This window comes from Flavobacterium kingsejongi, from assembly GCF_003076475.1.
Classification (GTDB): Bacteria; Bacteroidota; Bacteroidia; order Flavobacteriales; family Flavobacteriaceae; genus Flavobacterium; species Flavobacterium kingsejongi.
Genome location: NZ_CP020919.1, coordinates 2,611,211 through 2,638,044, shown reverse-complemented (window position 1 = coordinate 2,638,044; position 26,834 = coordinate 2,611,211). Strand labels below are relative to the sequence as shown.

Annotated in this window: 23 protein-coding genes and 3 pseudogenes; 4 read left to right on the top strand and 22 right to left on the bottom strand. The window is 32.7% G+C overall.

Features of this window, described 5'->3' with window-relative positions:
• Nucleotides 1–4 precede the first annotated feature (4 nt).
• The 6 genes and pseudogenes from istA (FK004_RS11600) to FK004_RS11575 all read right to left on the bottom strand — a co-directional run bounded on the left by istA (FK004_RS11600) (nucleotide 5) and on the right by FK004_RS11575 (nucleotide 5,301).
• On the bottom strand, nucleotides 5–1,552 hold the full coding sequence (gene istA, locus FK004_RS11600; protein ID WP_108735486.1) for an IS21 family transposase: 1,548 nt from the start codon (nucleotides 1,550–1,552) through the stop codon (nucleotides 5–7).
• Between the two features lie 181 nt (nucleotides 1,553–1,733).
• A pseudogene (locus FK004_RS19695) lies at nucleotides 1,734–1,928 on the bottom strand (RHS repeat domain-containing protein); the annotation flags it as partial.
• 179 nt (nucleotides 1,929–2,107) lie between these two features.
• Nucleotides 2,108–3,061: a restriction endonuclease gene (locus FK004_RS11590; protein ID WP_108737403.1), complete on the bottom strand. Its 954-nt coding sequence runs from the start codon at nucleotides 3,059–3,061 to the stop codon at nucleotides 2,108–2,110.
• 3 nt (nucleotides 3,062–3,064) lie between these two features.
• Nucleotides 3,065–3,751: an RloB family protein gene (locus FK004_RS11585; RefSeq protein ID WP_108737402.1), complete on the bottom strand. Its 687-nt coding sequence runs from the start codon at nucleotides 3,749–3,751 to the stop codon at nucleotides 3,065–3,067.
• The gene (locus tag FK004_RS11580) at nucleotides 3,751–5,055 is read right to left on the bottom strand and encodes an AAA family ATPase (RefSeq protein ID WP_108737401.1); all 1,305 of its coding nucleotides are present in this window, start codon (nucleotides 5,053–5,055) and stop codon (nucleotides 3,751–3,753) included. The genes FK004_RS11585 and FK004_RS11580 overlap by 1 nt, the downstream gene beginning before the upstream one ends.
• Nucleotides 5,056–5,142: 87 nt before the next feature.
• Nucleotides 5,143–5,301 carry a site-specific integrase gene (locus FK004_RS11575; RefSeq protein WP_227871597.1) on the bottom strand — a complete coding sequence of 53 codons (159 nt, stop codon included), beginning with the start codon at nucleotides 5,299–5,301 and terminating at the stop codon, nucleotides 5,143–5,145.
• A gap of 217 nt (nucleotides 5,302–5,518) precedes the next feature.
• On the opposite strand from FK004_RS11575, the gene istA (FK004_RS11570) reads away from it, so the two are divergent.
• Nucleotides 5,519–7,066, top strand: coding sequence for an IS21 family transposase (gene istA, locus FK004_RS11570; RefSeq protein WP_108735486.1), 1,548 nt, complete (start codon nucleotides 5,519–5,521; stop codon nucleotides 7,064–7,066).
• Between the two features lie 16 nt (nucleotides 7,067–7,082).
• On the top strand, nucleotides 7,083–7,733 hold the full coding sequence (locus tag FK004_RS11565; protein WP_108737400.1) for an ATP-binding protein: 651 nt from the start codon (nucleotides 7,083–7,085) through the stop codon (nucleotides 7,731–7,733).
• Here the strand turns inward: FK004_RS11565 and FK004_RS11560 are convergent.
• Nucleotides 7,674–8,848, bottom strand: a protein-coding gene (locus FK004_RS11560; RefSeq protein ID WP_420358875.1) for an IS3 family transposase whose coding sequence is annotated in 2 segments (ribosomal slippage) — nucleotides 7,674–8,581 and nucleotides 8,581–8,848 — 1,176 coding nt in all. Because the reading frame shifts where the segments join, the coding sequence is not laid out codon by codon here. The genes FK004_RS11565 and FK004_RS11560 overlap by 60 nt on opposite strands.
• Nucleotides 8,849–8,904: 56 nt before the next feature.
• On the opposite strand from FK004_RS11560, the pseudogene FK004_RS11555 reads away from it, so the two are divergent.
• Nucleotides 8,905–9,084: pseudogene (locus tag FK004_RS11555) on the top strand (ATP-binding protein); the annotation flags it as partial.
• Nucleotides 9,085–9,243: 159 nt separating this feature from the next.
• Nucleotides 9,244–9,828: pseudogene (locus tag FK004_RS11550) on the top strand (IS30 family transposase); the annotation flags it as partial.
• An 86-nt stretch (nucleotides 9,829–9,914) separates the two neighbouring features.
• On the opposite strand, the gene FK004_RS19455 reads toward FK004_RS11550, so the two are convergent.
• The 15 genes from FK004_RS19455 to tssR form a co-directional block, all read right to left on the bottom strand.
• Nucleotides 9,915–10,046 (bottom strand): RHS repeat-associated core domain-containing protein, encoded by a 132-nt coding sequence (locus tag FK004_RS19455; protein WP_227871714.1) that lies wholly within the window; start codon nucleotides 10,044–10,046, stop codon nucleotides 9,915–9,917.
• 49 nt (nucleotides 10,047–10,095) lie between these two features.
• The gene (locus tag FK004_RS11540; RefSeq protein WP_108737397.1) at nucleotides 10,096–10,569 is read right to left on the bottom strand and encodes a hypothetical protein; all 474 of its coding nucleotides are present in this window, start codon (nucleotides 10,567–10,569) and stop codon (nucleotides 10,096–10,098) included.
• Nucleotides 10,570–10,588: 19 nt separating this feature from the next.
• Complete coding sequence (locus FK004_RS11535) at nucleotides 10,589–11,188, bottom strand: RHS repeat domain-containing protein (RefSeq protein WP_108737396.1); 600 nt, start codon at nucleotides 11,186–11,188, stop codon at nucleotides 10,589–10,591.
• Nucleotides 11,189–11,380: 192 nt separating this feature from the next.
• The gene (locus tag FK004_RS11530) at nucleotides 11,381–11,890 is read right to left on the bottom strand and encodes an ankyrin repeat domain-containing protein (RefSeq protein ID WP_108737395.1); all 510 of its coding nucleotides are present in this window, start codon (nucleotides 11,888–11,890) and stop codon (nucleotides 11,381–11,383) included.
• Between the two features lie 8 nt (nucleotides 11,891–11,898).
• Nucleotides 11,899–16,344 (bottom strand): DUF6531 domain-containing protein, encoded by a 4,446-nt coding sequence (locus FK004_RS11525; RefSeq protein WP_108737394.1) that lies wholly within the window; start codon nucleotides 16,342–16,344, stop codon nucleotides 11,899–11,901.
• Between the two features lie 5 nt (nucleotides 16,345–16,349).
• On the bottom strand, nucleotides 16,350–16,676 hold the full coding sequence (locus FK004_RS11520) for an immunity 17 family protein (RefSeq protein WP_108737393.1): 327 nt from the start codon (nucleotides 16,674–16,676) through the stop codon (nucleotides 16,350–16,352).
• Nucleotides 16,677–16,916: 240 nt separating this feature from the next.
• Nucleotides 16,917–18,245 (bottom strand): hypothetical protein, encoded by a 1,329-nt coding sequence (locus tag FK004_RS11510; RefSeq protein ID WP_108737391.1) that lies wholly within the window; start codon nucleotides 18,243–18,245, stop codon nucleotides 16,917–16,919.
• 2 nt (nucleotides 18,246–18,247) lie between these two features.
• The gene (locus FK004_RS11505; protein WP_108737390.1) at nucleotides 18,248–20,026 is read right to left on the bottom strand and encodes a type VI secretion system Vgr family protein; all 1,779 of its coding nucleotides are present in this window, start codon (nucleotides 20,024–20,026) and stop codon (nucleotides 18,248–18,250) included.
• Between the two features lie 26 nt (nucleotides 20,027–20,052).
• Nucleotides 20,053–20,991: a hypothetical protein gene (locus tag FK004_RS11500; protein WP_108737389.1), complete on the bottom strand. Its 939-nt coding sequence runs from the start codon at nucleotides 20,989–20,991 to the stop codon at nucleotides 20,053–20,055.
• Nucleotides 20,992–21,000: 9 nt separating this feature from the next.
• On the bottom strand, nucleotides 21,001–21,765 hold the full coding sequence (locus FK004_RS11495) for a hypothetical protein (RefSeq protein WP_108737388.1): 765 nt from the start codon (nucleotides 21,763–21,765) through the stop codon (nucleotides 21,001–21,003).
• An 85-nt stretch (nucleotides 21,766–21,850) separates the two neighbouring features.
• Nucleotides 21,851–22,246 (bottom strand): type VI secretion system tube protein TssD, encoded by a 396-nt coding sequence (gene tssD / locus FK004_RS11490; protein ID WP_108737387.1) that lies wholly within the window; start codon nucleotides 22,244–22,246, stop codon nucleotides 21,851–21,853.
• Nucleotides 22,247–22,463: 217 nt separating this feature from the next.
• Nucleotides 22,464–23,090, bottom strand: a complete 627-nt coding sequence (locus FK004_RS11485) for a DUF5457 domain-containing protein (RefSeq protein WP_227871713.1) — start codon at nucleotides 23,088–23,090, stop codon at nucleotides 22,464–22,466.
• A 23-nt stretch (nucleotides 23,091–23,113) separates the two neighbouring features.
• Nucleotides 23,114–24,288 (bottom strand): IS3 family transposase gene (locus tag FK004_RS11480; RefSeq protein ID WP_420358875.1). Its coding sequence is split into 2 segments (ribosomal slippage): nucleotides 23,114–24,021 and nucleotides 24,021–24,288, totalling 1,176 coding nucleotides; the frame shifts between segments, so codons are not numbered across the junction.
• 39 nt (nucleotides 24,289–24,327) lie between these two features.
• A complete protein-coding gene (locus FK004_RS19215) occupies nucleotides 24,328–24,480 on the bottom strand; it encodes a DUF5457 domain-containing protein (RefSeq protein WP_157956087.1) in 153 nt (50 codons plus the stop codon).
• 26 nt (nucleotides 24,481–24,506) lie between these two features.
• Complete coding sequence (gene tssR, locus FK004_RS11475) at nucleotides 24,507–26,834, bottom strand: type VI secretion system protein TssR domain-containing protein (RefSeq protein ID WP_108737385.1); 2,328 nt, start codon at nucleotides 26,832–26,834, stop codon at nucleotides 24,507–24,509.

Genomic DNA, 26,834 nt, shown 5'->3' with positions numbered 1-26,834 from the left:
TAATTTAGTTATAATAGTGTTTTCCTCTTATGTTACTGTGATCGGGAAGTTCCTGCTCAGGTTCTTGATCAAAATCAATATGATCCAAGTTGTTTTCTAAAATGTTTTGTATGGTCTTAAAATTGTAAATTTTAAAATCAAGTGCCCGCCTGCAGGCATTTATTAATCGCTGTCTGCCTACCTTTTTTTCAAAATTCAGTATTCCTAAACAGCTTTTATAAGCCTGTTCTGGATGATTTCTGCTTTCGATTATCTGCATTATATATTCTCCTACTGACTCATCAATATTATTAGCCCATTCAATGAAGCGGGCAGCACTCCATTGGGCTACAAATTGATGTGTACTGGCTAAATGCTCAGGAGTTGTTGTATAGACATAAGGTTTGTAGTTTCTTGGATGTACAGCTATTCGATTGTATTTATAATAAATCTCTACTGTTGATTTGGTATATAACAGCTTGGCTTTCTTCTTTACATATTGATACGGAACGCTGTAATAGTTTTTGTCCTGGCTTAATTGAACATGACCGTTTTGCATTACTGTTGCAAAAGACTGGTATTTAATTTCAAAACGATCTTGTGGGAGTGGACGCAGTTTTTCTTTCTCGTCTTCTAAAAATAATTCAAAGCGGGAATAAGGGCGTCCTGTCAGTTTTCTGTTATTGTGAGAGTCAAGTAAATCCCAGATCTGCTGGTTTAATTCTTCCAGAGAAAAGAACTTAGTTTCTTTTATGGTTACATAAATCCTTCGATATAATATCTTAACAGCTCCTTCAACTAGTGACTTGTCTCTGGGCCTGTAAGCTCTGGCAGGTAAAATTGTGGTTTCGTAATGTTCTGCTAAATCAGCCAGGGTTTCATTGATTGTCGGTTCAAAACGACTGCTTTTTATTACGGCAGATTTTAAATTATCTGGAACAATGGCGGCAGGAGTGCCTTCAAAAAAGCGCATGGCATTTTCTACCGAGTCAACAAAGTTTTCCTTTTGCTGGCTCATGGAAGCTTCAGCATACGTGTATTGGCTAGCGCCCAATATTGCTACAAAAAATTGTACTTCTTTGACTTCTCCAGTATCTATATCAATAATTGAGAGTGTCTTTCCGGCATAATCAACATACATTTTATCACCAGCCTTATGGTTCATATGCATGACCGGATTAACTCGTTTGCCCCATATATTGTAATGATAATGAAATTGTGAAGTTCGATAACCATCAGGATTTACAGCAATATATTGTTCCCACATATGCTGTACGGTAACGCCAACTTTTTTTAGTTCACGTTCCATTTTAGGAAAAAAATCATAAAGTGTCTGTAATCTCGGGCTAATGGCCTCTACACTAGTCTGGGAGAATAAAAGTTCCAGCTCTGCATCGGTTTTTTGGTCGATTAATTCAAAGCTTAATTCGAGAACTTCAAATAAAGAAATATATTTCTTTACCGTATTTCTTGAAAGGGATAAGTAGCTACTTATAAATAACTTACTCTTTCCATTACAATAGAATTTAATTACTTTTCTAATTTTACTCATGTCTGTTATTTTGTTTGCCATAATCCGTAAATTTTTAACGAATGTATGGTTCTAACAACATGAAAAAATCAATAGTTTTTAATACTTAATTCACCACAAAACTTGGTGGTCAATTTGCTCCGGAATTAGGTGGTCAGTTTGCTCCGGAACGGGTGGTCAATTTACTCCGGAATTAGGTGGTCAAATTGACCGGTTTTTCCACCATACCGTCTGGGTCAATAAATCTAATCGGATTATTGTAAGCATAGTTATAAGGGCTATGTCTCCTCATCTTCTCTGCTAGTGGGTCGATGTTCATCCACCTTCCAATTGCAGGGTCATAATTTCTCGCTCCGTAGTCGTAAAGGTTAAGCCCCAGCTCGTCTTGAAGCTCCTTTCCATTGTACTTATACTTATAAGGTTCTGCAAACCTTTTCTATAGAGAAAAACCCCTTGCAAAAAATCTCAATATAAAGAACGTCCATTTGCATTTTCCACAATACGAAAGTAGATTTACTTTAATTATTTTCCTAATAATTTTCACTTATTGCCAATAAAAAAGCCCTCATTTCTGAGAGCTTTTCAACTTTTAAATCTTCAACCTCTTTTATATGGGTTTTTTTCTATTATTGCGCTCTGTATTTTAGAACGTAAATAATTAGGAAAGTCACTTTCAGATTCGATTATTTTTACGAATTCCTCTAAATCAAACATAACCAGTAACGCATTCTTAATAAGAGCTTCTTTCCCTGCGGTTATTCCTGAAGGAGTATATCCGGAAGCAGATATAAATATCCCATGAGCGTTTGCTCGATGATAAATTCTTCCTAAATGCTGGTATATATCATCGCTACCTATTGCATCTTTTTTCCATTTCATTTCAACAAAGTAGACTTGATTATCTATTTCAATGATTCCATCTATTTGTTCAATAATACCCTCTCCGGCTTCTCCATTTCTCTTAAAATCTTCTTTAACTAAAATTTCATAAGTTTTGAAATAATTTCCCAGAGCTGATTCTAACAGCTTGCCTCTTTTTTGTGGATTCGTTTCAGAAAATAAAGAAAATAGTTCTTTTTTAATATCCTCTAATTTTACTTTCCTTTTTTGTATTTGATTAATTTTATTTTGATACTCTTGTTTTCTAAGGCTTTGTTCATTCTCCCTTTCCTGTTTCATTCTTGTAAAAGAATCTTTAACATTAATTACTTTTTGAATCTCTGCAACTAATCCTTTTGCCTTAAACTGATCATTTTCCCAACAAGTAGAAAATGCTTCAAACTCTGTAATTCTTTTTAAAAGTTCTCTTCTCTGTCTTAAATATTTTTCAGAATTTTGATTAATACGTTCAAGTATCGTTCTGCAAATATCATACTTAGACAGTGAATCAGGATTTGTCTGCAACGTTTTTACAACATCATTATATAATGCAACTTCTACTCCCGCACCATTAAAAAAAGTTAAAACAGCTTTTTTGGATTTATTCAATAACGGGATTGTTTGAACTATTAAATCAAAAAGATCCGGTGGATAATGGTATACATCATTCATTTTTTATCGTCTTAAATTCTTATTAAGTTCTTTAACTAATTCAAATACTTTAGTTACTGGATTTTGCTGGTGAAAAGGCAAATCTTTAACTTTTTTAAATAATTTTTCAGCCCTGTCTATTGCCTTTTCCTGCGAAGAATTTTCATCCTCCATCAATGTATTGTAAAGTTGTAAACAAAAAGCATATTTCTTACCCTCTCTTACATAATTAATACCAAACTTTTTCCCCAACTCGTCATAGTAAAATCCTCTTAGATGTTCGGCGTCAGTATATTCAAAATGCAAGTAAAACCATAATTCAAATGAATCATTAGAGTAAGCTATGTTGTAACCAAGTTCTATTCCTTTCTCAATAGAATTATCAAAATCAGAGAATTCTTCAGCTCCGCGCTTAACATCCATATCAAAAACACACCAAACACCGTCATATTCAGAATCAGATATTTCAATTATTTTTTGTGTAGATTCAATGAGTTTCAATTTTGACTGACCACGAAGATCTATAGCTTCCACTTTCATTCCTAATACAGGAAATGATTCAAAATATAATTTCTCTGTTTGTCCCTCACAAACAATTAATATTATCTTGTTTACAGGAATAGTATCTATTTTATAATTAGAAGATTTAGCCTTTTTGTTCCATGCTTTTGCCTTATCTGTTACTTTTATAGCTTTCGTACTTTTAGGCATTATTCAAAATTTAAGATGTTAGAAAAATTACCTAAAAAAGGGATAGCACCATATTTTCCTTGAATATAATCTTTTTCAAATGAAGCATTATTTCTAATGCCCTTAATCTCAACCAGAGTATATAAATGACTTGCTCCATATTTATCTTTTTCAACAAAATCAATTTGATCTCTTCTCAATAATTCAGATGACAACAAATTAGTATCATGGGTTGTAAAAATGAGCTGTGACCTTGGATTTTGATTTGAATTAAACAATTCAACAATTTTCTTGGTTAATAGTGGATGAAATCTTGAATCAAATTCATCAATAATTAATGTGGTTCCATTTTTCAATGAATTATAAATAAAAGGACTTATTTCAAACATTTTTCTAGTACCTTCTGATTCTTGCGAAAGAAATGAAAAGGTTGCATTGCCATCTTTCTTCAAATTCTTGTCATAAACGGTTCTGTGAGATAAAAGAAATTTTCTGTCTTTCAAAGTCTTTGCAACATCCTCTTCAATGTTTTCAGGCAAGTTGTCATTTGAAAAATCAATTGTTTCTAAATCTTGAATTCCTATATCAGCATTCTTTAAAAAATTTAAAACAAATTTCTTTTGATCTGGATCTTGCAAGGAGTCACCAGCAAGAGCAAACATTCCTTTATGCCCTAATCCGCTTATAATAGCAATAGAACTAATCTCCTTAATAATTTTTTTGGAAATTTTACCAAATCCAAATGAAGATAAAGAAGATAAGAATAAGGAATTATCTCTAAAGATTCCGCCTTCAGCTTCAGCTTCCTCACTAAAATCCTCCATTAAAGAAACAAACTTAATTCCCTCTGTAAAATACTTTTTACTAATTTCCAGAATCTTATTATTTTCTCTGATAAATAAAGTTTGCTCGCGAACACTTGGTGTTGAAAAAAGCCACTCACTTTTAATTGACTTTTCATCAGCTTCAAAGCCGTATCTATATCTTACATCATCGACCCTGAAAATTAATTGAAAAAAAGTAGGTTGATCAATCGTTTCGGTTGATAGCTCATACGGAGCAATAAATCTTAATGCACTCTCATCCTTCACAGATTCCCTAATAATCTTTATGAATGATACTAAACCACGAATAACATTACTCTTTCCACTAGCGTTAGCACCATAAATAGCTTTTGATTTTAACAAAGACAAATCCTCCTTAATAGGAATTACATTTTGTTTATCTAAAACTGAATTATTAGATTTAATTTTAGCCGCTTTCATGTTTAAAGTTTGAATGTCTTTAAAGGAACACATGTTTCCAAAGCTAAATTCTTCAATCATAACTCTTATTTTAAAATTTGTAAATATTTTACAAATATACGAATAAGAATCAAAGTGCACTAACTTTTAACACTCCATGTAATATTATTAAATATTTGGAAAATAACGATTAATCATTTCTCGTTGCTGTGAACTGTTCACTTTAATGTATTTTTCCGTAGTTCCTGGCCACTTATGCCCGGCAAGTTCCTGAGCCTGTTCTAAAGGAATTTTTTTCTCGTTGAGCCAGTTGCAGATCACGCTCATTCTTATTGTCTGCGGATTAAGTTTCCGATCAGGAAACTGGAAAAACCGGTCAATTTGACCACCTAATTCCGGAGTAAATTGACCACCCGTTCCGGAGCAAACTGACCACCTAATTCCGGAGCAAATTGACCACCAAGTTTTGTGGTGAATTAAGTATTAAAAACTATTGATTTTTTCATGTTGTTAGAACCATACATTCGTTAAAAATTTACGGATTATGGCAAACAAAATAACAGACATGAGTAAAATTAGAAAAGTAATTAAATTCTATTGTAATGGAAAGAGTAAGTTATTTATAAGTAGCTACTTATCCCTTTCAAGAAATACGGTAAAGAAATATATTTCTTTATTTGAAGTTCTCGAATTAAGCTTTGAATTAATCGACCAAAAAACCGATGCAGAGCTGGAACTTTTATTCTCCCAGACTAGTGTAGAGGCCATTAGCCCGAGATTACAGACACTTTATGATTTTTTTCCTAAAATGGAACGTGAACTAAAAAAAGTTGGCGTTACCGTACAGCATATGTGGGAACAATATATTGCTGTAAATCCTGATGGTTATCGAACTTCACAATTTCATTATCATTACAATATATGGGGCAAACGAGTTAATCCGGTCATGCATATGAACCATAAGGCTGGTGATAAAATGTATGTTGATTATGCCGGAAAGACACTCTCAATTATTGATATAGATACTGGAGAAGTCAAAGAAGTACAATTTTTTGTAGCAATATTGGGCGCTAGCCAATACACGTATGCTGAAGCTTCCATGAGCCAGCAAAAGGAAAACTTTGTTGACTCGGTAGAAAATGCCATGCGCTTTTTTGAAGGCACTCCTGCCGCCATTGTTCCAGATAATTTAAAATCTGCCGTAATAAAAAGCAGTCGTTTTGAACCGACAATCAATGAAACCCTGGCTGATTTAGCAGAACATTACGAAACCACAATTTTACCTGCCAGAGCTTACAGGCCCAGAGACAAGTCACTAGTTGAAGGAGCTGTTAAGATATTATATCGAAGGATTTATGTAACCATAAAAGAAACTAAGTTCTTTTCTCTGGAAGAATTAAACCAGCAGATCTGGGATTTACTTGACTCTCACAATAACAGAAAACTGACAGGACGCCCTTATTCCCGCTTTGAATTATTTTTAGAAGACGAGAAAGAAAAACTGCGTCCACTCCCACAAGATCGTTTTGAAATTAAATACCAGTCTTTTGCAACAGTAATGCAAAACGGTCATGTTCAATTAAGCCAGGACAAAAACTATTACAGCGTTCCGTATCAATATGTAAAGAAGAAAGCCAAGCTGTTATATACCAAATCAACAGTAGAGATTTATTATAAATACAATCGAATAGCTGTACATCCAAGAAACTACAAACCTTATGTCTATACAACAACTCCTGAGCATTTAGCCAGTACACATCAATTTGTAGCCCAATGGAGTGCTGCCCGCTTCATTGAATGGGCTAATAATATTGATGAGTCAGTAGGAGAATATATAATGCAGATAATCGAAAGCAGAAATCATCCAGAACAGGCTTATAAAAGCTGTTTAGGAATACTGAATTTTGAAAAAAAGGTAGGCAGACAGCGATTAATAAATGCCTGCAGGCGGGCACTTGATTTTAAAATTTACAATTTTAAGACCATACAAAACATTTTAGAAAACAACTTGGATCATATTGATTTTGATCAAGAACCTGAGCAGGAACTTCCCGATCACAGTAACATAAGAGGAAAACACTATTATAACTAAATTAAATCTTGAAAAAATGAATGAATCCACAGTAACCAAAATGAAACAAATGAAGCTTTATGGCATGTTTAATGCTTTTAAAACAGCCATTGAAAGCGGGAAAACAGATCATTATACCCTTGACCAGTTTGTATCGATGATTATTGATGCAGAATGGGATGAAAGGTACAATCGTCGTATTGAACGAAGTATCACTAATGCCAAATTCCATTACAAATCAAATATTGAAAGTATCAATTTTGATGTATCACGTAACCTGGACCGAAACATGGTACTGCGTCTGGCAGAATGCGAATTTATAGAGAAAAACGAAAACATTTTAATCACTGGAAGCACCGGTGTCGGTAAAAGTTATTTAGGTACTGCATTAGGTTATCAAGCCTGTATACAGGGTTTTAAGGTAAGTTATTTTAATACCTCAAAATTGTTCGCTAGACTAAAAATGGCTAAAGCAGATGGTACTTATCTACGGGAACTTACCAAAATACAAAGACAGGATGTTATAATACTTGATGATTTTGGACTCCAGGCACTTGACAGCCATAACCGAATTACTCTTTTAGAGATCATAGAGGACAGGATATGCAAACAAAAATTGCACAGTAAGTTAAGCTACATTTTTGTAATTAATTTGATTGTTGAATTCTTCAATAGTTGCATAATTTAAAGCAGAATGCCTTCTTTTTCTGTTGTACCAAATTTCAATGTATTCAAAGATTTCCAGTTTCATTTGTTCTTTAGAAATGAGTTTGTTGCCATAAATCAATTCCGTTTTCAAAGATTTGAAGAAACTTTCGGCTACAGCATTATCCCAGCAATTTCCTTTACGGCTCATACTGCGAGTTATTTTTTTATAGGAATCAAGAACATTTACAAACTTTTTACTGGCATATTGGACACCTCTGTCGGAATGAAAAATCAAACCATTTTTAAGATCTCGGTTTTTAATTGCCATTTTCCAAGCTCCAAGTGTCGTTTGCTCAGTGCTCATTGCGTTGCTCAAACTCCAGCCTATAATTTTTCTGTCGTATAAATCCATAATAGTGGTCAGGTATACAAATCCCTCTTTAGTTTGGATGTATGTAATATCTGAAACCCAAACCTTTGATGGCATTTTTACAGTAAACTCTCTGTTTAATACATTTTCGACAACTAAATAATTGTGACTAGAGTTGGTTGTTACTTTAAACTTCTTGCTTAATTTACTTCGCAAGCCAAGTTCTTTCATATACTTTGCAACTGTAACTCTTGAAATTTTATAACCAATGCTTCGAAGTTCTAATGTTATTCTAGGACTCCCGTATCGTTGCTTGGTTTGAAAATAAATCAATGCTATCTGTTTTTTTATGGCGCTTTTTAGTTGCTGTCTTGCAGTATTTATTTGTTTTTTCCATCGGTAATAACTTCCATTGCTTACTTGTAGAACTCTGCACATTTTTTCAATCGGGAATAGCTGTTCATTGTTTTTAATGAAACTATAAATCATCGACCGTTCTTGGAAAAAATGCCGATTGCTTTTTTTAATATGTCACGTTCTAACTCTGCATCTTTGAGTTTTTTCTCCAGTTCATGGATTTTTTCTTGCTCGGGAGTTAGTTTTAAATTTCCTTTTCCAGGAAAACTTCCTTCTCCAAATTCCTGGAGTTCTTTACGCCATTTATAAAGCTGGGGGGCTGTTATTCCTAACTCCCTGGCAAGTTCTGATACATTTGTTCTATCATAACTCAATTCAACGGCTTTTTCCTTAAAAGCCTTGTCGTAAATTTTGCGGACTTGTTTCATAGATTAAAATTAAGATTATTTCTTAACTTTCAATGCAGGCTAAGTTAGCATGTCCAGACAGGCATAATAACGGCTCTATAATCGTGACATCACAAATACCAGTTCAAGGCTGGTATGATATAATTGGAGAAAAAACGATAGCCGATGCAATATTAGACAGACTTATACACCAATCTCATAGGCTTGAATTACATGGAGAATCCATGAGAAAGAAAAGAGGAATAAACAAAGAGTGATATTTTATTATATTTGAATACTAATTAACAGATGAAAAAATATAGTTTTTAATCAAAACGGAGGTGCTCACTTTGCACCGGAATTAGGTGGTCATTTTGAACTGGAATCAGGTGCTCACTTTAAAACGGAATGGGGTGATCAATATAACCGGAATTTGCAATCATCACAAAAGACGGGACAAAAGGAAATATGGTATAAAAAAAACTCGAATCAAAGACCAAGTCAGTATTGATGATAGACCTAAATATATCGAGGAACGCCTTGAAGCTGGACATTTAGAAGGAGATTTAATGATTGGTGTAGCACACAAAAGTGCTATTGGAACCATTGTAGATAGAAAAACTAGATTTTTAATTATTGTAAAAATCAACAACAGAAAATCCAAAACAGTAACTCACGAATTTGCAAAGCTCTTAAATAAACAACCTCAATACCTCAGAAAAACAATGACTTACGATAACGGAATAGAAATGGCTAATCATAAATGGCTCTCAGAAAAAACTGGAATGGATATTTATTTTGCACATCCATACTCCTCATGGGAAAGAGGAACAAATGAAAATACTAATGGACTAATTAGAAGGTTTTTACCCAAAGGAACCGACTTTAACACAATAACTATTGAAGAACTAAAACGAATAGAAAACAACCTAAATAACAGACCTAGAAAGGTTTTAGGTTTCAAGACACCTAATGAAATGAGAAGCGAGGAAATCAACAAAATGAATCAAGCAACGGCTTAAGTTTGGAAATAACTTTTGGCTCCTTAAAAAGCCAAAAAAGTTATTCTAAAATTAAGCACATTATCTAAGAAAAATACTAAATTTGATTAATTAAAAAAAACTAACACTGTTGCGCTAGACCCTTGAATCCGCCTATACCTGCCTTCTTCTGGGTCGTAATACCTAAAACGGTTGTAAGCCAAGCCAACCTCTTCATCATAGTATTGCCCTTGAAACAGAAACGGAAACGGTTTTAAATTTGATTTTTATAAAAATAAATTTGATTTCCTAATTTTTTACTTGTGCAAAAATTTCTTTTAATTCTTTGGCGTATTTTTTTGAATTTGGAATCCTAATCAATTTCACGTACTCATCAATATAATCTCTATTTTTTTTTAAAACACAGTATTCAATAAGATGATAAATTAGAAAAGTAATATAATACTCATTATTACTCGAAACTATTATGTCTTTTTCATCTTCATCAGGTTCTTCTCCGTCAGGATATTCTTGTTCATCACAACCATCATATTTTACAAGTTTTTTAGAAACGTAATTTACTACGATTTTCATTTCATCTTTTGATTCCAATATTGAAACGATATCATTTAAATTAATATTAGCTTTTTCTTTATAATCCTTATATTTTATGATGTGAGCGTCATTTATTTTATTATCAATAATCAACTTATTTCTAAAAGTTAATGTTTTTATAGCTAAATTATAATCGTGTAATGTAACTATTTCTAATAATTCATTCATATTTTACTTTTTTGTTAAATTATCCGCCGAAACTACCTGCATCACTAATAATATTTTGCAAAGTGCTGCCAGTATGTCTATATGTGTCAATTGCTTCGTGTTCCCAAGGAGTCACTTTTTGTAAATTGGATGATTTGTTTGATCCTCCTAAATGTTGAGCTTTTTTATGATGTAATTCCATTGAAACTACTTTTGTTTCTTTTCTTCCAGTTTTATTATTTTCAACTTCAACTTGCAGTTGAGGAGCTGTCCCTTTTTTCATTCTGTCTAAATTATGTTGAGAATAGTCTTTTTTGTTCTTTTTTGCTTCTTTTTTCCAATAAGCCTCTCTAGCATCTTTCCATGCTTTCTTTTGTGCATAACTTTTAGCCCAACCAAAAATATCTACAAAAAGGTTAGTGTTTTCGACATAAGCATACAATTCAAATCCACCCAGAAGCTCTATTGGATCTTGAGAAATATACCTACCTTCTTCTGGGTCGTAGTAACGAAAACGGTTGTAAGCCAATTCTACCTCTTCATCGTAATATTGCCCTTGAAATAGAAACGGACAAGTTCCAATAGTTCCTTTTTCTTTTAGAACTTTACCGTTGCTGTTGAGTTCGCCTACATGTTTGATTACGTTACTAGTTTGCTAAAATACTTAATTTTTTATCTACAAACTTTGCAACTGATAAAAAATCATCTGAATGAAAAAACCTTTTATGATATTTTTTTTATTATTTCTTGCATAATAATAAACCCAGCAATTGCTGGGTTTTGATATTTATAATACCTCAAAGTCGGGAGACTTTTAGCAACTGAGCTAAGACTAAATGAAATATTTGTGTATTGCCTCGTTTCCTTCATTTTCTATACCTGACATTTTTGCACTTCTACCGTGATTATTTAATTGATTTATATCGGCATTATTTTCAATTAATTTTTTTATAAAATATTCGCCATTTTCACCAAATTTTATTCTTGAAATTGCTGTCATTAATATATTATTTCCATTTAAATCTGTAGAATTAATATCAGCCCCTAACTTAATCAAATAATCTGTTATTTCCTGTTGTTTAATAAAAACCGAAATATGCAATGGACTTCTTTTAAAAGCACCTTTAATTTGTTTTTGATTGATATCTAATCCTTTTGAAACTAATAAATCGATAACTAATTCTGGTTTTATTTTAACACTTTGATTTGAATTAATGTAATAATGTAAAATATTATTTCCATTGGTGTCAAAGGAATTTATATCATAATCATTGAGTGATTCTTTTAAACTTTCATAATCTGAATTTAAAAGTAATAATTTAATTTCTTCTATTGTCTTCATTTTTTTATTTAATTTTCTAAACCATTAAAAGTACCACCATCTATAGAACTTTGTGTAGCGTCTTCATATCCTAAATTATTAACATTATTATAATCGTCAATAACTTGTTTTCTTGTTTTGGTATGATTTGCTGGATTATCTTGATATTCTTTCCATGTTTCATTTTGATGTCCAATTACTTTTTTACCAGTAATTTCTTTGTCAGTTTTTACATCTATAAAATTGCCATTTCTTTTAGGATTCGTTTTATCTAAATGCTTTTTAGTTTTCTTTCTCCATTTAGGTCTATCCCGTAAATGTTCTGGTAATGCCTGTACACGTGCAGAGTAAGTTCTTACTAAACCTAAAACATCAATCCAACCATTGGTATCATGAACATAATTATAAAACCCAAACTCGCCACTTAATAAGCCTATTGGATCTTGGGAAATGTAGCGTCCTTCTTCTGGGTCGTAATAGCGAAAACGGTTGTAAGCCAGTTCTACCTCTTCATCGTAATATTGCCCTTGAAACAGAAAGGGACAAGTGCCAATAGTTCCTTTTTCTTTTAGAACCTTACCATTGCTGTTGAGTTCGCGTTCCCAAATAGATTTTCCGTCTTCTGCATAGGCTTCTATGGGCGTGCCTAAATGGTCGTTGACAATACTGTATTGTTTGTCCTTTTTTATTTTGGCTATTGGAGAATAACTGTCTTCTTCAAATATCCAAGTAATTACTCTATCGGTAAGAACGTCTTGGGTTTCAAAACTTTTCCACTCGTGCAAAGGCACATTGCCATCCCAAACAAAGTTAGTAAAAGTTTTCTTGAATTGTTTGTAAATTCGTCTGCCAAAAGCATCGTATGCAAAGTTTACGTAGTTTCCATCAGGGCGTTGTACCGTTTTGAGCATTCCCGCAGAGTTCCATTCATAAAACCAATGCTCTTCTTTAAAAGAAAAAAGACTTCCTGTTTTTTTATATTTTTCTATTAGGTTGCCTAGATTGTCATATTTGTAATGCCAGCTCCCTTTTTTTTCTAATTTACCGTCTCGAGCATAAGCTCTGTCCTTTTTTTCGGGTGTTTCGTATAGGTTTCCTAGGCTGTCTGGGTACCGGTTTTGAGTGCTTCCATCAGCATATTGTGCTTCTGTTAAATGTCCGTTTTTGTTATAGGTAAAATTAGTTGCGCCTGTTGTGGAGTCTATTATTTGTTTTAACTGGTTGTTTATTCCCCATTGGTATTTTCGGCTTTTAACCCGTTTGCTTGCATGTCCTACAAGTTGCTCTGTAGGTCGTCCTAGGGCATCTCGGGTGGTAGTTTGTTGTACTTGTCCAGGCAAGAGGCGTTGTATTTCTAAACCCATTTGGTCATAACCAAAGCTGCTTTGCCAATCTTGTTGGGTTTTCATTTTACTCAATTGCCCTAACTCATTGTACTCTAGATCTAGGTTAGCGCCTAGACTACTTTGCAAATTGGTACGTTGTCCTACTGCGTTGTAGGTATTGGTTATAGTAGTACCGTTTTGTGTTTCTTGGGTAATAGTACCTAGAGTGTTATAAGCAAGAGTTACTTCACTGGCTGGATTTATTGCACTAATGAGTAGGCCTGCTGGGTTGTAGTCAAATAGGTGCTCTACACCATCTGTATAGGTTATTTTTTGTATGTTGCCTAATTTGTTATATTCATAATTAGTTTTAGTGTTTGGAACTAAAATACTTTCGTGATTTTCAATCTCCTTTTGCAGCACATTGCCCGCAAGGTCGTGTTTATAAAGGCGTACTATGTTGTCAAACGGGCTTTCTTCGACTACATTACCTACGCTATCCCGCTTAAAAGTGTAAGGCTGGTGGTCGTTTTCTATACGTATTAACTGCTCTTCTTTATTGTAAAAAAAGAGGGTGTTTTTTTGGTTTTGATGCCTAGCTGTCATCTTCCACATCCCTTTGTAGGTGTAGCTTACCTCTGTTTGTGCATCTTTATATTGCAACAGGTTGTCTATACCGTCGTATTGCAGTTTTATTTTATTACCGTCAAAATCCTCTACTTGGGTTACTCTACCTAGTAGATCATAAAACAGTTTTTGCTTGGCGTGTTTTGTATTTTGTGTAGTTGTGTTGCGTCCTAGGGAGTCATAAGTATAGAGGGTTATGGCGCCTGTGGGTTCTGTTATTTGTATTAAGTTATAATTTTGATCATACTCTAAGAGTGTTTTATTCCCTAAATAGTCTATAATAGTATTGGGTAAACCATTTTGATATTCTATTTTGGTTGTGGCATTGTTAGGGTTGATTACTTCTATGGTGTTGCCATTGCTATCGTATTTCCATTTCCATTTTGCGCCCAGTGGTGTTTGTACTAAGCTTGGTAGATTTTTATGTAAAAAGCTATACTCTGTCGTTTCTGTACCGCCCATTGGGTTGGTGGTTTGTATCTGGTTACCACGATTGTCATAGCCATATAAATAAGCATTTTCTAACGGGTCTGTTTGAGATAGTAACTGGTTGTCTTTATCATAGAGCCACTGGTTTATGGCTCCGTTAGGATCTATACGTTTGTATACCAGTCCGTTTTTATGGTAGTATTCTATATCATATCCTCTACTGTCAGTTACAATAGTTTTACCCTCTTCAAAAAGTAATTTGTGTTTGTAAATGTCTCCATCTCCCCACGTATGTACACAGCGTGCACCTGGAGCTGTACCATCATACTCAAAATACCAATTAAGACCGTTACGCCAAATTTCTTTAGTCATTAGCCTGCCCTGGTACTCAAAGTGCATACTATCGTTCTCAGCATTAGTTTGCTTCATAAGGTTACCTATTGCATCATACTCGTAGGTAGCAATTGCAAAGGACTGGTTATCTAATGTGGGATGTGGTGCTGTAATAGTTACTATTCTACCTTGATTGTCGTTAGTAACTGTAAGCTCTCGATGGGCTGCATCAATGATTTTTGTTAGAAAACCATTTGTATCGTACCCAAAAAATAGGGCAAATCCATTTGCATTAGTTACGGTTTGTAAAAGATGCAACTCGCTGTAGGAGTTTGGAGTAAAATAATAATATAAATTTTCTTTTATATCCCAAAGGTACAAACGATTGGTATTGTCTACAAAAAGTTCAAGTTGCTCGGCTTTGTTAAATGTTGACACTTTTGGGCTTGGTTTTTCAAAAGCTATGGGTCTACCATCGGCAAGTCTTACAGTAACGGTATTGGTTTCATCATCTATATGTATTGCCATATCATAGGCATGGTGCCAGCCATTACCTAGGGGACCTTGATAATCAGACTTGCTATAATAAGTACGTTCCCAAGATAATGCTATGGGGCCAGGCAAGAAAAAATCTTCTTCATCAGTAAAAAAGTTCCCTGTTGCTACATCTACAGGGTGACCTGTAACAGTACAGATGCTTTTGTGTAACATGTTTTGTAGCTTACCCGAACCTATTTTTTTATTGACAAGTTTATGCAATTTTCCTCCTACAAATTTACCCAGCGTTGCTCTTAGCATTTTTTTAAGCATTGTAATTGGGTTAAAAGGCGCAGGAATAGGATTAGTAATAATTAATCCTGATGTGGGTATGGGTATTATCATGCTCGTAGGCAAAAATAGTTTTAACCCTATCTTAGTTGTATCATCCTTATTTTTTGTAGGGCGAAAAGTATGTGGCGAAAAAATACCTATATCTTGACAGCTGTTGTGTAAATGGGTTCCACCACCACCAATAGGGTCACCATCTGCAAGAGCTAGTAAACTGCCTAGAAGAGCATGTCCATTATCTTTACTGCACATTCTTGAATAAACAGGATGAAAGCCTGCTCCCATTGGGAAATGGGGAATGTTTTTTGTAGGGGTACTCGCAACAGCTCGCGGTACAAATCCGCCAATTTTTACAGTAGCACCAATCATTCCTACAATCATTGTGGCTGCTGTATGGGCTACAGTTAATCCTTGTGCAATATTGGCATCAGTTTGTTCACCATCTGTAGCAGTATCAGACATTGCTGGTGGTGCTGGTGGTGGTGGAATTATCGATGCAATTGCAGCAGCTAAGAAATCTTTTGGGCGAAAAAGCATTCCTATATAGGGATGTGGCATGGGTATAGGAGCTGGAGATGGCGGTATGGTTACCATGTGAATATCTATACCTAACACAGGGTCAAGCTGTTTAGAGATTGGGAGTGATGCCATCCCTTTCATGCCTAAACCTTCTAACATGGGCATCAATGCGGCGCCTAATACACCATCTACCATACCTGTTATAGCACCAAACGCCTGTATACCAGTATCTACCGCATTAAGAGCTAATGCTGTAGCTTTTGTAGAAGTACTTAGGTTTTTATTATTATATGTGCTTTGAGCAGTAGTTATATTGGTAGAAATCCCCTGCGTTTCCTTAGCTGTAGTTATAGCAAGTTGTTGACTTACTTTTTCATGATAGCTTTTGTCTGCATATTTAGATTCTTTTTCCATACGGTCTATTGTTTTTGAGTAACCTCAGTATTAGAAGTATCTTTTAAGCTATTCTTTTGTTTAGAATTAGAAAGAAAAAAGGCTCCAACACAAATAAAAACTACTATTCCCATTACAACTATCATTAATTTGCGCATGTTTTCTTTTCCCAACACTTCGTATATAAATACTGATCTAGTACTTCCTTCTGGATTAATTACCCAACTCCATCTTAATAAATAACCTAGAAAAAAAATAGCAAACCCCGCTGCAGCGATCAAATAACCATAATGTGGATTTTGACTTAAAAATTGACTAAATTGATTCATAATATTTTCTGATTCTTCTTTCATAGTAATGTTTGTTTTTTTTAGAATAGTATTATTGAAATTATTAAACTAATTAGGCAAAAAATAAATACCAATAACGTATTTATAAGCCTTCTTGATACTTTTTTTTTATTAGGCAATGTTATTTTGTCTTTGCTACTAAGATTCCAATTTCTTTGATATAATGAACCAAAAATTAAAATTCCTATCACTACAAAAGAAAAAATTCTTGTCCAATTTAAATTAACTATAGCTTCATACATGTTATTTAACTGTTCCATATTGATCAATTTCAAATTTATAATGTTGACCAAAAAGAGGAATTAATACCTCGTCTAGCTTCTGTTTACTTACTTGATTTTCGAAATTTATATTATAGATTACTTCTTTTAACAGCAGCGGAAAAGTAGAATTTGATAACAATTCAGAAGTTAATTTAGAATGTAGATTAAATCCCTCAATATAAAACGGAAGCACATTTATTTCCTTATCAAATTTATTACCAGACCATCCACAAAGACGACAAGCTTCTATTTGCATTAAATAATCATCGCATTGCTTGTATGCTTCTTTAGCTTTTATGTAATCTTCATTGGCTTTTTTCCAATCATTCTTTAAAACATAAATGCTGCCTCTGCCTATATGCGTTTGTCCAGCCAACCTATTTCCTATAGAGACATCAGTTGTTTTTTGAGCAATTTCAGAAGCTTCTACCGCTTTATCTGCAAAATAGATTGCTTCATTGTAGTTTTTATAACCTATTTGATCGTTATATAAAATTACATAAACGGTCACAACTTGTGAAATCCAATTAGGATCATTTTTTAATTCTCGGATAACAATATCCAAACATTTTTTTGTTTGAATACTTACCTTATCCTTATTCCGATCTTCAACAGCATGCATTAGTTTTACCAATTCACTACGATATACATTTTCAGGCTTAGTAGGATCTGCTTGTGCTACTAATTGTTCTACAACAGCATTAACATTAATATCCGATTTAATTTCTTTTACTTCTTTAGGAAAACTATCTATAGCTTTTTGATACACCAAATTTTCTGTTGATTGTACTACAGTCCATGTGATATTTTTTTCAAAAGGAAATTCTAATGATAATTTTATCCATTGATAGGCCTCAGATTTAGAAATATCAAAATTTTTAAAAACATAACACACTTCTATGTCCCTATTAGGAAAAAGATTCTTAGCAAAACTATTTAAGTTATGCACCAAAAGTTGCATTGGGTTTTTAAAATCAGTGTGCTCAAAAACTGGTTTCCAATTTATTTCTGAAGCATCATATTCCGCAGGCTTGTTCATTGTATTCCAATCTTGTACTAGTTCCTGCATTTCATTAGCAATATCAAGAGCAAAAGATTCTTCATTTTCAAAAACTGACTCAAAAACCCATACAAAATTTTCTATTTGATTGTCTAATGCTAAAATATAATCCAAAAAAGCTTCCATCATAGACTCTTCTTTTGGGGTATAAGTAATGCATACCATTTTTACCTCTTTCAAGATATAAGCATTTTGCCATTTACTTACTAAACTATCCATAGTATTTTGTACAGAATTACTAGTTGCCATGTTTAATTTAATTTAATAATTGTTCCCTCTACTGATGTGGTTGCCGATGAAGATAAAGTTGCTAATGCTGTTCCTGTAACTGTAACTTCTGCGGCCGAGTTAATATCTACTTTTATTGGAGAGGTTACCACAACTTCTTCTGATCCAGTTACTGTTACTTTTGGACTATTATGATCAAGTGTCTCCATACCATTAATTGTTACTTTATTACCTGACAAATCAATAGTACCATCCTCTTTTAACGTTAAACTACTACTACCAGTAGTTAGCGTTATTGAAGCTGAGGACGAAACAGAAATGTTTCCTGCACCATCTAGTGCTATAGAATTTCCAGCCCCATCAGTAATGGCAATACTACTTTTACTATCGTCAAAAGCTATTGTATTACCACTTTTAGTTTTAATTGTTCTAGTGTTATTTCCGCTACCTCCACCAGTACCTCTAGTACCATCAAAAACGCTACCAAGAACAAAAGGCCTGTTAGGATCTCCATAACGAAAATGTACCATGACATGATCGCCCACATCTGGAATAAATACCATTCCTCTATTTGTACCTACTTTGTCACTATTACCTGCATCAGGAGTCATGACACGAAGCCAAGCTGTTTTCATCGAAGTACCTTGTTGCCAAAGCATTTGCACTCTAACCCTACCTATATTTTTAGGATCTGTATTACTCTCTACAAGAGCTTGCTGTGTTTGTGCAATTGGATATGCTATATCCGGTTCTGGCAAGCTAAGTACTTTAGAAGGTATTGCTCTAAAATTATTTTCATACTCTCCTAAATTTGTAGCATAGTGTGTAATTTCTGTAATAATATATGATCCCACTTCTTGTGTAATCATACTCTCGTTTTCTAAAACACTTGATTTTATATTTACAATACTACCAATTTTTAATTTTGAATTTTTAGTACTTGCTGTTACATAATTAGTATTGGCAGCTGCGCTTTGTTGTTTCTTTTTTAAGAAGGATTCTAATAGTATATCGTCTCCTGTACTCACGATCCCATGGGTATAAGCAGCTGTTGCAAATACGTCTTTAGAACTTGCAAATGCTTCATTACCTAATTTGGGCAAACCACCAACTGTGTCTTTAGACTCAGCTGTATAACGTTTATCAGTATTCTCATTGTAAGTAAAAGCTCTAAATTTATTAGGGACTGCCTGTACTGAAATTTTTAATTTTGAAATATCACTATTATACGTTAGAGATATAGGATCATCAAAGCTTTTGGGCTTCCCAAAAATTAATTTTTCGCCATCATAATATAGCCATTCATTGTATTGCTTTGCTAATCGCTGAATAAACTGAAAATCTGTTTCAAGGTATTGGTTTTGATAATCCATCTTACTGGTACATTCAGGATTGATCTCATTTTGCAATTGTTCAGCTGCCCCATTTTTTACAACCTCTTTTATAATATCTTTTAAGGCTAACTCTTCCCAAGAATATAATTTCTCACCAGATTCTAACAGTATCGTTTTAGAATAACCCGTAACTATAATATGATTACCCGAATGTCCCATTTCTTGATCAAAATCAATATTAGTAACAACACCTAAAAAATTATTTTTTTCTTCGAGCACAATGTGTACCACTTTTCCTAACCATGACTGTGCATTTTCCAGAGTATAAGCTAAGGGGCTTTCTATAGCGGCATGAGGAACACGTATTTCAAATCGATGATGGTCATTTATCACTTGTACTAACTCAATACTGGTAAAGTGACTTATTTTTTTAGAATCTATTCCAAAAATTATTGTTGGTGGTGTCATAATAGCTATTTTATTAGTGTGATTATTTAGAATCCAAATACCTTTTTATTTGAAAAAATAAACTGCTTTGAAGAGTCAAAAGATTTTATATCCCAATCGGTTAATTGTTTGTATATTGTTTTAGTAAATGTTTTTGACTGGCTTAAATTATTGGGTGTAGGCCCATTTGTATAACCATTGTCGACAGGATTATAATTATATTCTAATTTACCATCAATTACTAATTCATAAGCTGGGAAATGATTGTGCTCACCATTAATTGTAATTAGTAATGATTTCCCATTGCGATACATTGTTGCTTTTATTGTAAAATCAATATTAGGTGTTACAAGGCCTGGAGTAAATGGATATCCCGCAGAAGCAGATGCCCTAATAATGCTGGTGTTATTAGGGATTCTTGTACCTACTCGACTTATATGAGTACCGCTTAAAGTATTTTGTATACTAGTTTCTAATGGTACTTCCTCAGAAGTTTCTACCAGGATTTTCTCGCAAACTCCTTTATATTCTACGTTGATTGGTGTACTTCCTGTTTTTGCACCGCCATAATATATAGGAACAGTTTGAATATGTGCTTCAACCCTGTGTGAGGCATCAGAATGTTGTCCCGATTTATAAATCGTCCCACATTTATGCTTAAAAATAGCAGTCTTGTCAAATAAAGAATAATTTCCAGTTTTTGCTGCATCAAGATTCATAATAAGACTTAAACGATTATGATGATCATTATGTTTATTATGAAAGTCAACTTTATCAGTAGAAAAATAATAATCTGATACAAAGTTTCCCGGTTCCGGCAACCAAGCATAACCTTTAGCATCAATTTCTTGTAATTTTTGTCTAAATTGATAATAATTAGCCATTCTATTTGGATTAAATCGAGAATCATTTTCAAAATAACTCAACAATGATTTACCAAGATTTTTGGGAATATAGGCATTGAATTGTATAGTAATCGGTATCATAGATTGGTCTTATTTATAATAGTGGTCTCTTAAAATATTGGACCAGGAATCTAAAAAAACACCTTGTTCCTCCATTTTTTTTATTTCATTTTCAGTGTAGAAATAAGTACTGTACTGTTTTACTTTGCATACAACAATTATATTCTTTTGTTTGTTCACTGCTGTTGTGTATGCAATTGGCAAATTTTTTTGTTTTAATTTTTCATATTGAAAATCTTCAGTTCCAGCACTATCATTATAAGAATATTGTGGTATTTCGGCATTTAAGTTACTTTCATAGTAAATTTTCATTCCCTTTAGTGAAACCTGAGAATAGGTTCCCAGCAGCGGTATGTATTTATCCTCGTATTTAAATTGAGTTTTTGCTCTACCATTATTATCTACTCTTATTAGTCGAGAACCACCCATACCTAAAGATTCACCAATCCATTTTTTTGGTTGTCCTTCTTTTTGATCATATTCTATAGTTATAATACCCTGATACCCTTTTGGCAATACAATAGTTTGATTAAATGGTTTAGTCAAATACCAAAACGAAAAAGTTATAAAAATAATAGGGAGAAGATACAGGAAACAATCCCAAACGATGAACTTGCTTTTGGATATATTAAAAGCAATATTTTTTATTTTAAAAACAAATCGTAAAAGAAAATAGACTATCAGTAAAACGACTCCTATTATCGATAATTTCCAAAAGCCATAAAGCCAAAAAGAACAGAAACATAGTATTCCTAAAACAATATAATAAATGGCGATATTCCTTAATCTTTTCATGCAATTTGGAGATTATATTATATGTTTTAATGATATTATAAAAACAAGAAGCGGTACAATACCGCTTCTTGTTCATTGAGAAAAATTAGATTTTCGCCCAATTGTTATCTAATGTTGCATTACCTAATGTAATTTTTTCTGCTGAGAAAGTAATCTCAGTAGTCATAGGAGTTTCAGCTACAGCATCTAATACCTCACTAAAGAAAACTATAAAAGCATTTTCAAAAGTAAGCTCTTTCATTACTTGTTCTGAATCAGCTTTGAAAAATTTAACTTTTCCGCCTACAGGTTTGTGCTGGCTGTTTACTGCTTGCTCAATAACCGTAGTGTTCTCAGTAGATTTTAATCTTAAGTTTAATCTACCTCCTTTAATTTCAGATGAAACTGCTCCTTTACCGTCTGTATGTCTTAACATATCGACTTTTGAATATAATACTTGGTACTCGTTTCCTTCGAATTCTAAAATTGCTTTAAATGCCATAATAAAAATAATTAAGTTGTTAAAAAATGTTTTTTTTAGAACCCTCTTTCATTTTGTATGACTAGTATTTACAAAAAAAAGAGGTATTCTATATGATTTTAGAATACCTCTTTTTTGTACTATAAAGTACTTTTTTTGATTTGCTTCTTGTAGGAAGGTGAGGTTGATTCGCAATCAATATTAGTACGAATATACAAATACAAATTAAATAAACAAGTTAATTCGTAATATTTTTCATAAAAAATAATAAAATAAATCCTAATAAAACAATTGCAATATGTAAGAATATAGTATTTACTTGGGGTTGCAGGGAATTTATCTGATTTTTAATATCTGAAGTAGCCGCCGTATGGACATCATTTATTTTGTTTATCTGGGTTTGTAAAGAATCAAGTGTTTTATTTAGATACACGACGTTTTGATGCTGATTAGAAAACAATCGTTTTACTTCATTATCAGACAAAGCTTTTCTTTTTCTTATAACACCCGTTTTAGGTTCTTTTATTGTTAACTCCTTTACACTTTCAAATTTGCTATTGTTGATTTCGAAGCTATTATTTAAATCATTTACCAGATAAAAGATAATAGCAATGTAAGTAAACAAAAACGTTGGTAAAATATAATTTACTACTATTTCCATTGGTTTGGGTTTCATAGCACTATGAATATTATTTATGGTACTATAATTAGTAAAAAAAATAGGTTCTTGTTGTCTGTCTTTATTCAATCTTTCCATTTTAAATTTTTCTTCTAAATCTATTAGTTCAAAGCGGTCTAGACTATAATGTCCCAAACTTTCGTTTAGTTTTTTATGATGCACCATCCAGTTGAGTACTTTGGATATGCAAACAAAAATTGCACAGTAAGTTAAGCTACATTTTTGTAATTAATTTGATTGTTGAATTCTTCAATAGTTGCATAATTTAAAGCAGAATGCCTTCTTTTTCTGTTGTACCAAATTTCAATGTATTCAAAGATTTCCAGTTTCATTTGTTCTTTAGAAATGAGTTTGTTGCCATAAATCAATTCCGTTTTCAAAGATTTGAAGAAACTTTCGGCTACAGCATTATCCCAGCAATTTCCTTTACGGCTCATACTGCGAGTTATTTTTTTATAGGAATCAAGAACATTTACAAACTTTTTACTGGCATATTGGACACCTCTGTCGGAATGAAAAATCAAACCATTTTTAAGATCTCGGTTTTTAATTGCCATTTTCCAAGCTCCAAGTGTCGTTTGCTCAGTGCTCATTGCGTTGCTCAAACTCCAGCCTATAATTTTTCTGTCGTATAAATCCATAATAGTGGTCAGGTATACAAATCCCTCTTTAGTTTGGATGTATGTAATATCTGAAACCCAAACCTTTGATGGCATTTTTACAGTAAACTCTCTGTTTAATACATTTTCGACAACTAAATAATTGTGACTAGAGTTGGTTGTTACTTTAAACTTCTTGCTTAATTTACTTCGCAAGCCAAGTTCTTTCATATACTTTGCAACTGTAACTCTTGAAATTTTATAACCAATGCTTCGAAGTTCTAATGTTATTCTAGGACTCCCGTATCGTTGCTTGGTTTGAAAATAAATCAATGCTATCTGTTTTTTTATGGCGCTTTTTAGTTGCTGTCTTGCAGTATTTATTTGTTTTTTCCATCGGTAATAACTTCCATTGCTTACTTGTAGAACTCTGCACATTTTTTCAATCGGGAATAGCTGTTCATTGTTTTTAATGAAACTATAAATCATCGACCGTTCTTGGAAAAAATGCCGATTGCTTTTTTTAATATGTCACGTTCTAACTCTGCATCTTTGAGTTTTTTCTCCAGTTCATGGATTTTTTCTTGCTCGGGAGTTAGTTTTAAATTTCCTTTTCCAGGAAAACTTCCTTCTCCAAATTCCTGGAGTTCTTTACGCCATTTATAAAGCTGGGGGGCTGTTATTCCTAACTCCCTGGCAAGTTCTGATACATTTGTTCTATCATAACTCAATTCAACGGCTTTTTCCTTAAAAGCCTTGTCGTAAATTTTGCGGACTTGTTTCATAGATTAAAATTAAGATTATTTCTTAACTTTCAATGCAGGCTAAGTTAGCATGTCCACTTCTTCCATTTGATACTCTGTGATTTTAGGATCTTTTAGTCTCCATAAAATTTCTTTTTTAGTCAGTTCACAAGGTTTTTCTTTACTTTCAAAATAAAATAACTCTAAAATTATTTCATGTAAAGGTTTTGCCATTTCTATTGTATTTTTTATCTCCATAGTTATAGTAGCAATTTTTTAGGTATATAGTAATATTTAGTCTGGGACTCCTCATTAAATACCTCAAAAGTATCGTTTCGTTGCATTTTTTCTAAAACTTCAAGCTTAGCGTTTAAAGCAGTAAAAAGTAATCTAAATTCCTGCGGCTTTTTCTTAAACTTTCTAATGTCTTTTATCCTCAGGGCATGTAACTCAGGGTTGTTGACAAAAACTCTAGTTTTGAAGTACAGTAAATCAGCCAATGAACTTTTAGATCTAAACCTTTCTGTTTTTTTTATATTTTTAGCCAGTATCTTACAGCTCTTTTTAAAGCTAAAAATTTCGACTTTATCGATATTCTCGTTTGTATACTCTTTGCTAATTAACTCCCTGTAATTTTCTATAAGTTGCTTTATTTCATTTGCTGTGAGTAAAAGGTGTATTTTATCTTCTAAACTAGAGCTAAGAGTATCTTTTGCATTAATTACAAATGTCTCGCTTTTATAATTTTTAGGTATAGTAGTATCTATACTGTCCTTTTGCGGCAAATTTTGTATCAGATTATTTATTGTTCTACTTGGTTGGCTCCTCAAAAAACTAAATTCTTTTTTATACTCCGTTAATGATTTTAATAACGTATTATTCGTTTTTATCGTTTTACCAATAACACTGTCAATAGCTTTGTTAATAGTTTCCGCACTAAGTTCCCCATTTAATTTGGGGAATAGAATCCCTCCATTGAAATTGCTTCTTAAAGGCGCGTCATAGATGTAGTCATTATCAAATTCTCCATCATAAATAAACTCATCGTTTTTTGTGATTAGTTTTGGGTCTACATAATAGTTTTTTATATTACTTTTATTTGCATTACTTGCTTCGTTTAAATACATTTTACTTTGCAGAATAAAATCCTGATTATCGCTTGTGTTCTCATTTCCAAAAAGAATGAATAATAACTTAGCATTGTTTGTAGCCATTATATTGAAACTAGATGGTAAAGTGGTATTTATAGCGCTATTGGCACCTGCCAAAATAAAAAAGTTATTTTCGAAATTAGCATCAGAACTTAAGAACTGAGTAATATCACTATTGTTATTTGGTAAAATATTTTCCTTGTTAATCTCATTAGGTGTTTTGATACTTTTTTCGATCAAATCAAACCACTTCGAAAAAGAAGGTGATTTTATCAGATAATAACTTTCATACCTTCCTTTTGCAATAAAAGAGTAAGTAAAATTGTAATTTGCATAAGCATCATTACTAGTGGTTAATTTTAGACTTTGTAATGACGAAAGTGTCTTTTTTAAATGCTGTTTTGTCAAGTTATTATTCTCAAATATAAAATAAAAGTTTATATTCTTGTATTGAGAAGCAATCTGTTCCATTTTTTTTATCGAAAGATCATCACCTTTTAGATTTGTAATTTTGTTTTTATCGTGATTCCATATATTTATTGGTAACAAAATCTTATTGGGATTCTCAAAGGTTATGGGCTGACTAGATTGATTTTCATTTAAAAACAAAGTGTTTTTATAAAGTTCGTCAGCTTGAAAACTAACTTTTCCTAAAGAAAACTCCAGTTTCTCAGACGGACTTAGTTTTATAACCATATTGTCCTCTAGCGGATTTAAATATTGTAAAGGAACCCAGCCATATTTAAAATTGGCAGTATCCTTTGTCATAATATCATCAAAATTGGACACAAATGCTGATTTAGTGGTTGTATTTATTTTATATACGTACACAAAATCATTTAGTTTAATATTTTTATGGGCTAATGACTCTAAATTAGGGTCATTTTTTAACAGCAATGTGTCTTTTTTAACATTTTTAGCACTAGCAAACAAATTGCCCACTTCATTACAAGCTACAAAATATTTAACGTACTTTAAATTGTCTTGGTTTTGAATTGCCCTGCTGTATTCAATCACATTATCTTTTTTAATCCAGCCTAAGTATTGTACTTCTTTCTTATTGGAAAAATGATTTTTTTCACTTCTTAAAACTGCTAGAATTCCTTTGGGTTTGCCAACCATCTTTTTATCAGCAACTACAACTTTATAATAATTTTTATCCTCATCAATGACATACATTGGGGATAAAATAGTTGCAATGCTACTTACTTTAGCCCCATAAGGTTCCTCGTAAATATTATTGTCGTCTCTATCAGAAAAAACTAATTTAAGCTCTGCCACCCCCCTCTCCTTTTGCGATTGATTATCATATGTGTTTACTGTTTTCTCTCTTTTTTTAATAATGTGAGTACTATTTTTTACTTGTGAAAAAACAACATTTGCAAACAACAAAAAGTGAATCATAAAAAGGGATTGACATAAATTGCTAATTTTCAT

What these genes read in the sequence shown, in the direction of transcription:
- istA (WP_108735486.1), bottom strand. Translation starts at nt 1,552, where the DNA reads ATGGCAAACAAAATAACAGACATGAGTAAAATTAGAAAAGTAATTAAA.
- FK004_RS11590 (WP_108737403.1), bottom strand. Translation starts at nt 3,061, where the DNA reads ATGAATGATGTATACCATTATCCACCGGATCTTTTTGATTTAATAGTT.
- FK004_RS11585 (WP_108737402.1), bottom strand. Translation starts at nt 3,751, where the DNA reads ATGCCTAAAAGTACGAAAGCTATAAAAGTAACAGATAAGGCAAAAGCA.
- FK004_RS11580 (WP_108737401.1), bottom strand. Translation starts at nt 5,055, where the DNA reads ATGATTGAAGAATTTAGCTTTGGAAACATGTGTTCCTTTAAAGACATT.
- FK004_RS11575 (WP_227871597.1), bottom strand. Translation starts at nt 5,301, where the DNA reads ATGAGCGTGATCTGCAACTGGCTCAACGAGAAAAAAATTCCTTTAGAA.
- istA (WP_108735486.1), top strand. Translation starts at nt 5,519, where the DNA reads ATGGCAAACAAAATAACAGACATGAGTAAAATTAGAAAAGTAATTAAA.
- FK004_RS11565 (WP_108737400.1), top strand. Translation starts at nt 7,083, where the DNA reads ATGAATGAATCCACAGTAACCAAAATGAAACAAATGAAGCTTTATGGC.
- FK004_RS11540 (WP_108737397.1), bottom strand. Translation starts at nt 10,569, where the DNA reads ATGAATGAATTATTAGAAATAGTTACATTACACGATTATAATTTAGCT.
- FK004_RS11530 (WP_108737395.1), bottom strand. Translation starts at nt 11,890, where the DNA reads ATGAAGACAATAGAAGAAATTAAATTATTACTTTTAAATTCAGATTAT.
- FK004_RS11525 (WP_108737394.1), bottom strand. Translation starts at nt 16,344, where the DNA reads ATGGAAAAAGAATCTAAATATGCAGACAAAAGCTATCATGAAAAAGTA.
- FK004_RS11520 (WP_108737393.1), bottom strand. Translation starts at nt 16,676, where the DNA reads ATGAAAGAAGAATCAGAAAATATTATGAATCAATTTAGTCAATTTTTA.
- FK004_RS11510 (WP_108737391.1), bottom strand. Translation starts at nt 18,245, where the DNA reads ATGGCAACTAGTAATTCTGTACAAAATACTATGGATAGTTTAGTAAGT.
- FK004_RS11505 (WP_108737390.1), bottom strand. Translation starts at nt 20,026, where the DNA reads ATGACACCACCAACAATAATTTTTGGAATAGATTCTAAAAAAATAAGT.
- FK004_RS11500 (WP_108737389.1), bottom strand. Translation starts at nt 20,991, where the DNA reads ATGATACCGATTACTATACAATTCAATGCCTATATTCCCAAAAATCTT.
- FK004_RS11495 (WP_108737388.1), bottom strand. Translation starts at nt 21,765, where the DNA reads ATGAAAAGATTAAGGAATATCGCCATTTATTATATTGTTTTAGGAATA.
- tssD (WP_108737387.1), bottom strand. Translation starts at nt 22,246, where the DNA reads ATGGCATTTAAAGCAATTTTAGAATTCGAAGGAAACGAGTACCAAGTA.
- FK004_RS19215 (WP_157956087.1), bottom strand. Translation starts at nt 24,480, where the DNA reads ATGGCAAAACCTTTACATGAAATAATTTTAGAGTTATTTTATTTTGAA.
- tssR (WP_108737385.1), bottom strand. Translation starts at nt 26,834, where the DNA reads ATGAAAATTAGCAATTTATGTCAATCCCTTTTTATGATTCACTTTTTG.